The following is a 6,911-nucleotide window of genomic DNA, read 5'->3' as shown; positions in this document are numbered from 1 at the left end:
TCGATGGATTGTGTTTGGCTTAGGAGCCATGGCAGGGCGCCGATTCCAACGCGGGTTTTTAGCTGAGCGCGGACAAGGGCGTGGTAGCTGTCGAGGAAGGCACATTCGGCGGGGCTCAACGTGTCGAGATCGACCATTGCAAGATCGATGGGCACGAGCGTGAGCGAGGCGAAGCGGCAGAAGCCGTCGCCGTCGGCGATGACCTCCACCTGGTTTTCGATGCGCATGCCGAAAGCGCCTTCCTTGTAGTAGCCGGGCTCCACCGTCATGATGTTGCCGGGCACAAGGCCGTGAAGGTTCGGTTTTCGGTCGAAGCGGTGCGGATATTCGTGCACGAGCAGATTATGCCCCACACCGTGGCCGGTTCCGTGATCGTAGTCGAGGCCTGCCTCCCACAGCGCCCGACGCGCAAAGGCATCGAGTTGATGGCCCTGCGTCCCGACCGGAAAACGCACCGACAGCAGCGACAGGAAGCCCTTCAGGACGGCCGTATAGGCGAGCCGCATTTCGGCGCTCGGGGCGCCGAGCATCAGCGTTCGCGTCAGGTCGGTGGTGCCGTTCAGATATTGTCCACCGGAATCCACCAGATAGGGTGTGGCGGTGTCGATTGCCGCATCGGTTTCCGGCCGCGCCGCATAATGGCACATGGCCGCATTGGCACCGGCGGCGGAAATCGTGCGGAAGCTCGGCTCGATGAAGCCGGCCCGCTCCTGTCGGAAGGCGAGCAGCCGTGCCTCGACCTCAAGCTCGGTCAATGGCTTTGCCGTGCCCTGGCGTGCCGGCACCTCAGTGGCGACCCAGGCCAGAAATTCGACAACGGCGATGCCGTCTTCGAGATGGCAATCGCGGTATCCCTGGAGTTCGGCCGGCGTCTTCGCCGCCTTGGCAAGCGTGATCGGGCTCGTCTGCGCCGCCAGTCTGCCACCAGCCCCAAGGACGCAAGCACGGACCGCCTGTGGCGCGAAATCCGCGTCGATCAGCGCCGTCCTACCAGAAACCGTTTCCGCCAGGCGGCCGAGAAACTGCTCCGGCGGCGAGAGCGTCACGTCGGCAAGCTCGTAGGCGTCGAGATCGTTGCCGAGCTTGCGCCGGTCGACGAACCATTCCAGCCGGTTGTCCGCGCCGAGCAGCAGGAAGGAATGCGGCACGGGGTTCATCGGCACATCGGAGCCGCGCACATTGAGAAGCCAGGCGATGTTGTCCGGCAGGGTCTCCACCAGCAGGCCCGCGCCGCGCTCTCGCAAGCCTTCGGAAATGCGCACCCGCTTGTTGGCCGCCGTTTCCCCGGCAGCCTGCGGCGGCATCGCGCGGATCGCGCCGAGCGGGCGGGCGGGACGGTCGCGCCATACGGCATGGAAGGGATCGTCGTCGAGCGCCACCAGCTCCGCCCCCGCTGTCGCGCATCCGGTTGCCAGCCGGTCGTACAGGTTGCCGGCGATCAGCATGGTATCGATGCCGATGCGCCAGCCCGGGCGGGCATGGATTTTCAGCCAGCGGTCGAGCGGATCGTCGTGCAGGTGGCGCACCTCGAACAGCGCCGGATCGACCTCCTGTCGCACCTGGACCTGATAGCGGCCGTCCACGAAGATCAGGGCGCTGTCCTCAAGCACGAGCGCGAGGCCTGCAGAGCCGGAGAAACCGCTGAGATAGTGCAGGCAATCGTCGCGCGGGGCGGTCACTTCGCTCTGGTGGGCGTCCGTGCGCGGCACGATCAGCCCGTCCAGGCCGGACGCAGCCAGCCAGCCACGCAGCGCCGCCAGCACCGGCGCACGGTCGTTTGTCGTCATGATATGTGTCTTTCCCTTACCGGTCCGCGTTCAGCGGTCCGCCCTTTTCGGCCACCAGTGCGACAAGCCGATCGAAGACCGCGCCCGACTGGCGAATGCCGTCATGCTCGAATTCGTTGGTGATCCAGAAATCCAGGTTGCCGACGGCGCGTGCCGTCTGAAGCGACAGCCCGGCATCGACATACATGTCGTCGTGATAGATCGCCGCCGAAACCGGAACCGTATTGGCCGCAAGCCGGTCCTTGTCGTAGAGCCGGCTGTAGCGCGGGCGGCGGGCGAGTGCCTCGGCGGCAGCGCGGAACGGCCGCAACAGGGCAATCTCCTCGAACATCGACGGATAGATCATCTCGCCGGTGAAAAGCAGCGGTCGCGCCTTGGAATCGAACTCGGGGAACTCGCCGAGCAGGCGTTCAGCCGACCAGGCCGTGGCGCCCTCGCCCTCACCGTAGATCGCCTCGTGGATCGCGGCAAACAGCGGATTGCCATGATAGGCGGTCAGGTGCATGACGGACGCGAGGAACTGGTCGGACAGGCGGTCGCCAGCCGCACCGGCAAAGGCTTCCTCGACCAGCCAGTGAATGTTCTCGAAGCCCGTCCCCATGCCCAAGTCGAGGCCGAGGCTCTGGAAGCGTCGCACGGTCAGGCGGTCGCCATCGGGCAGCAGCACCACATTGGCATCGATGAAATCGGCGATGCGCGCCACCAGCGCGCCGTCCTCCGGATATCGCTTGTAGAAGATGTCGTTCTTGGCACGCACGCGCGGGTAGGTATGGCGATAGACCTCGTCGGCCGATGGGTCGAGGCTCGGTATGCCGCCGGCAATGTAACAGGCCGAAAGAGCCTCCGGCGCGCGGCTCAGATAGGTGAGCGTGAGGAAGCCGCCATAGCTCTGGCCGAGCGTCTGCCAGCGCTTGCCCCCGAAGCTGGTCTTGCGCAGGTGCTCGAGGTCGTCGACGATGGAATCGGCACGGAAGCATGCAAGATAGTCGGCTCCCGCCTCGGCTTCGAAGCCCGCGATCGTCGCCGCATCGACTGGCGTCGATCGGCCGGTGCCGCGCTGGTCGGGCAGAATGGCGCGATGGGTCTTCAGCGCCTTGTGCAGCCAGGGCGGGCCACCGCGCGTCGGCCGCGGCGACTTGCCGCCCGGCCCGCCTTGCAGGAAGCAGAGCAGCGGCAGCGCTTCATCCTTGCGGGCGGGATCGACCACCTCGCGGGCAAAAACCTCGATGGTCCTGCCGTCCGGCGCCGCCCAGTCGAGCGGGGCGGTGACGACGTGGTCGCGGATATGCAGGCCGGGAATGGTGTATTCGGAGACGATCATGGGAAGTCCTCAACGTACCCGCGGGTCGAGCAGCACATAGAAAAGGTCGACGACGATATTGGCAATGACAATGAACACGCCGCCGAGCAGCACCACGCCGATAATGATCGGCCGGTCCTGGTTGGCGACCGCCTGCACGGCGAGCGCGCCGACGCCTTGCAGACCATAGACCTGCTCGATGATGATGACGCCACCGAGCAGCATGGCGATATCCGCGCCAAGTTGGGTGACGAGCGGTGTCAGCGCGGCGCGCAGGCCGTGTTTCCACACCACACGGCGTTCGGAGAGTCCCTTGGCACGGGCGGTGCGGATATAGTCCTCGCGCATCACCTCCAGCATCTGACCCCGGGTCAGGCGCGCATAAACGGCGGCCATGGTCAGTGCCAGCGTGGTCCAGGGCAAGGCGAGGTGCCAGGCCCAAAGCATTGGATTGCTCGTCAGCGCCTTGTAGCCACCGGCCGGGAACAGGGTGAAGCCCGCCTGTTTCGGCAGGAAATACAGCAGGTAGAGCGACATCATGCCGAGCACGAAGGTCGGAAAGCTGAGGCCAACGAGAATGAAGGCCTGCCCCAGCCGGTCGCGCAGGCTGCCCACATGACGTGCCGACATGATGCCGACGGGCACCCCGATCGCCAGCCAGAGCACCGCACCACCCAGCACCAGCGACAGCGTCACGGGAATGCGCCGCAGGATGATCGGTGCGACGGGCTGCTGGTTGCGGTAGGAAAAGCCGAGATCGCCGGTGAGCGCCTTGCCCATGAAGGTGCCGTACTGCGCGAGGATCGGCCGGTCGACGCCGAGATTCTTGCGGATTTGCGCAAGCTGGCTTTCGGTCGCCTTGTCGCCGGCGATCATGCGCGCGGGGTCGCCCGGCGCCACGAAGAACAGCAGGAAAACGAAAGCCGAAAGAACAAACAGAACGCCTGCGCCGAAGGCCACGCGGCGGGAGAGGAACCGGATCATCGCTTGGTGGCTCCCTTCGGCTGGCGCTTCAGGCGACGCGCGGTGCGCGCGCTCTTCGGATCGAGCGCATCGCGCAGGCCGTCGCCGAGAATGTTGAAAGCAAGCGTCGTCATCAGCAGCGCCGTGCCCGGCACGAAGACCAGCCACCAGGCGACCAGATAGAGCGAGTTGGACGAGGCGTCCGCCAGCATTCCACCCCAGCTCGGTGTCGGCGGCACGATGCCCATGCCCAGGAAGGAGAGCGTTGCCTCGAAGACGATGGAATTGGGAATCTGCATGGTGGTGTAGACAATGATCGGCACGGCGAGATTGGGCAGGATATCGACGATCATGATCGACAACGGGCCCGCGCCAAGCGAACGGCTGGCCTGCACGAAATCCTGCCGGCGCAGCGAGATCACCTGCCCGCGGATGACGCGGGCCATCGGCGCCCAGCTGAAGAAGACGATGACGGCGACGCTGAGCGAAAGGCTCGGCCCGAAAACCGAGACCAGGGCTAGCGCGCAGAGCAGGAAGGGCACGCTCATCACGAGATCGGTGAGCCGGCTAAGGACAAGATCGACCGTGCCGCCGAAATAGCCCGCGGTCGTACCGACGACGACGGCGATGAAGGAGGCGATCAGCGAGGCGCAGACCCCGACCAGCAACGACACCCGCGCGCCATAGGCGAGCCTGACCAGCACGTCACGACCAAGCTGGTCCGTGCCCAGCCAGAACTCCGCCCCCGGCCCGACGGGAATGCCGGTCGGCGACAGGCCGGTGTCGCGGAACTGCTCGATGGGCGAATGGCCGGTCATCGTGGCGACCAGCGGAGCTGCAATAGCCAGTAGGACGATCGCCAGGATCACGGCGAAGGCCATCACGCTCGCGGTGTCGCGCCGCAGCCGCCGCAACGTCAATTCAAAGGAACCGCGCTGGACGACCCCGGTTTCGGGGATCGGTTCTTTCGTCACGCCGTCACTCATGATGCCACCTGCTTCCGCGTTTCGACCAGGGACCGCTGCTCGCCCTTTGCAAAGGCAGGAATCGTCTTGGAAGCCGCAAGCAAGGTCTTCGTGTAGGGATGCTGCGGATCGGCAAACAGCCACTCGGCGGTGGCGAGTTCGACGATCCGGCCATCCTGCATCACCGCGATACGATCACAGACATGGCGAACGACCGAGAGGTCGTGGGAGATGAACAGATAGGTCAGGCCGAACTCGCGCTGGAGGCGACGAAGCAGGTTCAGCACCTGCGCCTGGATCGACACATCCAGCGCCGAAACCGGCTCGTCGCAGATGATCAGCCCCGGGTTCAACGCCAGGGCCCGGGCGATGCCGATCCGCTGGCGCTGGCCGCCGGAAAACTCCGAGGGGAAGCGATTATAGTGTTCGGGATTGAGCCCGACGATCTCCATCAGGTCGCGCACCTTCGCCCGGCGCGCCTCGCCGGAAGCAATGCCGTGCAGACGGAACGGGTCGCCGATGATCGCGCCGACGCGGCGGCGCGGATTGAGTGATCCGAACGGATCCTGGAAGACGAGCTGGACCTGCTGGCGCATTTCCCGCCATTGCCGGGCATCAAGCGCGCCCATGTCGCGGCCAAGCACCCGGACGCTGCCGGACGTGGCCGGGATGAGGCCTGCAACGATGCGCGCCAGCGTCGATTTCCCGCAGCCGCTCTCGCCGACAAGGCCCACGGTCTCACCGCGCCGGATGGTCAGGTCGATGCCCTTCAGCACGTCGAGGGACCGTTTCGGACCAAAGAAGCTGCCGGCCTGATAGGTGAGGCGTACATTTTCGATTTCCGCGACCGGTTCGGAAACGGTTGCTGGCACGGCGACCGCGGTCGCTTCGGCCATTGGCCGGGCCTTTCCGGCGCCCTCTTCGAGCCAACAGAGGGATTCGACCCCGTCGCTGTAGAGGCGCAGTGGCGGCGGCTCGCTCGTACAGCGCGGCAACGCCTCGGCACAGCGCGGCGCAAAAACGCAGCCGGCCGGCGTCGCCAGCAGGCTTGGCGGCCGTCCGCCGATCGGGGCGAGGTCCGTGCCCGGCCGGTAGCTTGCAGGCGTCGAGCGCAACAGTCCGGCCGTATAGGGATGGGCCGGCTGGCGGAACACATCGGCAGCACGGCCGTATTCCAGCCGGTGGCCGGCATACATCACCATAACGTCGTCGGCGACGCTGGACAGCAGGCCGAGATCGTGGGTGATGAGGATGACGGTGGTGCCGAAATCCCGCCGCATGGTGTCGAGCAGTGCCACGATCTGCGCCTGCACGGTCACGTCGAGCGCGGTGGTCGGCTCGTCGGCGATGACGAGCGCCGGCTTCAGAATGAGCGCCATGGCGATCATCACGCGCTGGCGCATGCCACCGGAAAACTGGTGCGGATAGTCGTCGAAACGGTCTTTCGGCGAAGGGATGCCGACCTTGCCGAGCATATCAACCACCCGCGCCCGCGCCTCCGCAGCGCTCACCCGCTCATGGGCGTGCAGCACCTCGGCGATCTGCGCGCCGATCGTATAGAACGGATGCAGGCTGGAGAGCGGGTCCTGGAAGATCATGCCGATGCGGCCGCCGCGCAGCCGGCGCATGTCTTCCTGCGGCAGGCCGATCAGGTTGCGACCTTCGAACAGGACCTCGCCGCCAATCTCGGCATTGGCAAGCAGGCCCGTCACTGCCTGGGTGAGCACGCTCTTGCCGGAGCCGGATTCGCCGGCGATGCCGAACAGCGACCCCGCCCGCACGGAGAAGGAGACATTGCGCACCGCATGAACCACCCCGTCCTCGGTCGGGATGTCCACGGTGAGACCTTTGGCTTCGAGAATGGTCACGGTCGACCCTGTTTCCCTGTGAAAGAGG

Annotated in this window: 5 protein-coding genes; all 5 read right to left on the bottom strand. The window is 65.8% G+C overall.

All coding sequences use genetic code 11. From position 1 onward, the window contains the following. A partial coding sequence (locus ACT6VE_RS29950) for an aminopeptidase P family protein (RefSeq protein WP_444801903.1) occupies positions 1 to 1,787 on the bottom strand: 1,787 nt, incomplete at its 3' end. Positions 1,788 to 1,803: 16 nt separating this feature from the next. Continuing rightward, positions 1,804 to 3,108, bottom strand: coding sequence for an alpha/beta fold hydrolase (locus ACT6VE_RS29945; protein ID WP_444801902.1), 1,305 nt, complete (start codon positions 3,106 to 3,108; stop codon positions 1,804 to 1,806). Positions 3,109 to 3,117: 9 nt separating this feature from the next. Beyond that, positions 3,118 to 4,071, bottom strand: coding sequence for an ABC transporter permease (locus ACT6VE_RS29940; RefSeq protein ID WP_444801901.1), 954 nt, complete (start codon positions 4,069 to 4,071; stop codon positions 3,118 to 3,120). Then, complete coding sequence (locus ACT6VE_RS29935) at positions 4,068 to 5,036, bottom strand: ABC transporter permease (RefSeq protein WP_444801900.1); 969 nt, start codon at positions 5,034 to 5,036, stop codon at positions 4,068 to 4,070. Before ACT6VE_RS29935 ends, ACT6VE_RS29940 begins: the two co-directional genes overlap by 4 nt. After that, the gene (locus tag ACT6VE_RS29930; protein WP_444801899.1) at positions 5,033 to 6,883 is read right to left on the bottom strand and encodes a dipeptide ABC transporter ATP-binding protein; all 1,851 of its coding nucleotides are present in this window, start codon (positions 6,881 to 6,883) and stop codon (positions 5,033 to 5,035) included. Before ACT6VE_RS29930 ends, ACT6VE_RS29935 begins: the two co-directional genes overlap by 4 nt. Positions 6,884 to 6,911 lie beyond the last annotated feature (28 nt).

Source organism: Shinella sp., assembly GCF_052438155.1.
Taxonomy (GTDB): Bacteria; Pseudomonadota; Alphaproteobacteria; order Rhizobiales; family Rhizobiaceae; genus Shinella.
The sequence above is the reverse complement of the archived record's forward strand: the minus strand, read 5'-3'. Positions and strand labels throughout refer to the sequence as shown.

What these genes read in the sequence shown, in the direction of transcription:
- ACT6VE_RS29945 (WP_444801902.1), bottom strand. Translation starts at nt 3,108, where the DNA reads ATGATCGTCTCCGAATACACCATTCCCGGCCTGCATATCCGCGACCAC.
- ACT6VE_RS29940 (WP_444801901.1), bottom strand. Translation starts at nt 4,071, where the DNA reads ATGATCCGGTTCCTCTCCCGCCGCGTGGCCTTCGGCGCAGGCGTTCTG.
- ACT6VE_RS29935 (WP_444801900.1), bottom strand. Translation starts at nt 5,036, where the DNA reads ATGAGTGACGGCGTGACGAAAGAACCGATCCCCGAAACCGGGGTCGTC.